Source organism: Actinomadura sp. CNU-125 (assembly GCF_001942465.1).
In the GTDB taxonomy this organism is placed as follows: domain Bacteria; phylum Actinomycetota; class Actinomycetes; order Streptosporangiales; family Streptosporangiaceae; genus Spirillospora.
The window spans coordinates 1-1,494 of record NZ_MKJY01000523.1; the positions used below are offsets into that span (position 1 = coordinate 1).

At 73.6% G+C, this 1,494-nt stretch carries 2 protein-coding genes; both read left to right on the forward strand.

Features of this window, described 5'->3' with window-relative positions:
- On the forward strand, positions 1-850 hold an 850-nt coding region (locus tag BJF79_RS39625; protein ID WP_075905129.1), incomplete at its 5' end, for a cell division protein DivIVA.
- A 145-nt stretch (positions 851-995) separates the two neighbouring features.
- A partial coding sequence (locus BJF79_RS39630) for a hypothetical protein (RefSeq protein ID WP_075905131.1) occupies positions 996-1,494 on the forward strand: 499 nt, incomplete at its 3' end.

Genomic DNA, 1,494 nt, shown 5'->3' on the forward strand with positions numbered 1-1,494 from the left:
GGACGCCTTCCTCGACGAGGTCGAGAGCGAGCTCGACCGCCTCATCCAAGAGAACGAGGAACTGCGGGCCAAGCTGGCCGAGTGCCTTCGCGGCAAGGTTCCCGCCATGGCGGCTCCCATCGTGGAGCCGAAGCCGGAGATCCAGAAGATCCCCGAGCCGCCCCGGCCCGAGCCGCAGCCGGTACAGCAGGTTCAGCCGGTGCAGCAGCAGCCCGAGCCGGAGCCCGCCCTCGGCGGTCTTGGGATGGCCGCCGCCCAGTCCGGCGGCGAGGACAACATGGACACCGCCGCCCGCGTGCTGGCGCTCGCGCAGCAGACCGCCGACCAGGCGATCGCCGACGCCCGCCGCGAGGCCGACGAGACGCTCGGCCGCGCCCGCCGCGAGGCCGAGGAGATCCTCGGAAAGGCCCGCCGGCAGGCCGACCAGATCGTCAGCGAGGCCCGGTCCCGCGCCGAGGCCCTCGACCGCGACGCCCAGGAGCGGCACCGCCAGGTCATGGGCTCCCTCGTGCAGCAGCGCGAGGAGCTCGAGCGCGAGGTCGACAACCTGCGCGCGTTCGAGCGCGAGTACCGCAGCCGCCTGAAGGTGTACCTGGAGGGCCAGCTGCGCGACCTCGAAGCCGGCAGCACCGAGACCGGCGCGTTCGCGGCCGTCCCGGGCGCTCCGCAACCGCAGAACTCCGGCCCGCAGACCGGCCCGCAGAACGCCGTCCCGCAGGGTGAGAACCGCAACGGCGCGGCCCCCGCCGGTTTCCCGGCACCGGCCGAGCACGGCCCGCAGCAGGTCCAGCACTCGGCGACCGGCGCCTTCCACTCCGGCGGCGACAACCCGCCGCACGAGAGGCGCTGACGCGGGCATCGCAGGCGATAGGGTCGTTCCGTCCGCCGCGCCGAGGATGGCACCGTCGCCATCCCGGCGGCGCCCCGGCGGGTCGACCACCGGGCCGTTCGGGCGGTCCGGGAGCCGAGCGGTCTGAGCGAGGGGGAGAGACCCTGTGATCATCCTGAGTGGCGTGCTCGTGGTGGCGGCCATCGCCCTGCTCGTCGCGGGAATCGTCGCGGGCAACGGCGACAGCGCCCAGGTCTTCGGCCTGGACGCGCTGGTGGTGATCTACATCTCCATCGGCGTCAGCATCGTCTCCGCGCTGTGCCTGGCCATCGGGGTGTTCCTGCGTCGCAAGGAACTGTTCGGCCCGGGCGCCTCCTCGGCGCCCGCCAAGAAGCGCAAATCCAAGCGGGACAAGCGTGCCAAGCAGCCCGCGCCCGCCCCGGCCACCGGCGCCCGTCCCGCCGGGACACCGCCGGAACCGCTCGACGACGCCGTCGAGATCCCGGCCCAGCCGGTCGACGTGCCCGACGACGCACTGGTGTTCGTCGTCCGCGGCCGCAAGCGCTACCACTTGGACACGTGCCGCCAGCTCGCCGGCCGCGAAACCGAGGAACTCACCTACGCCGAGGCCCGCGAAGAGGGCTTCAGCTCCTGCACCGCCTGCA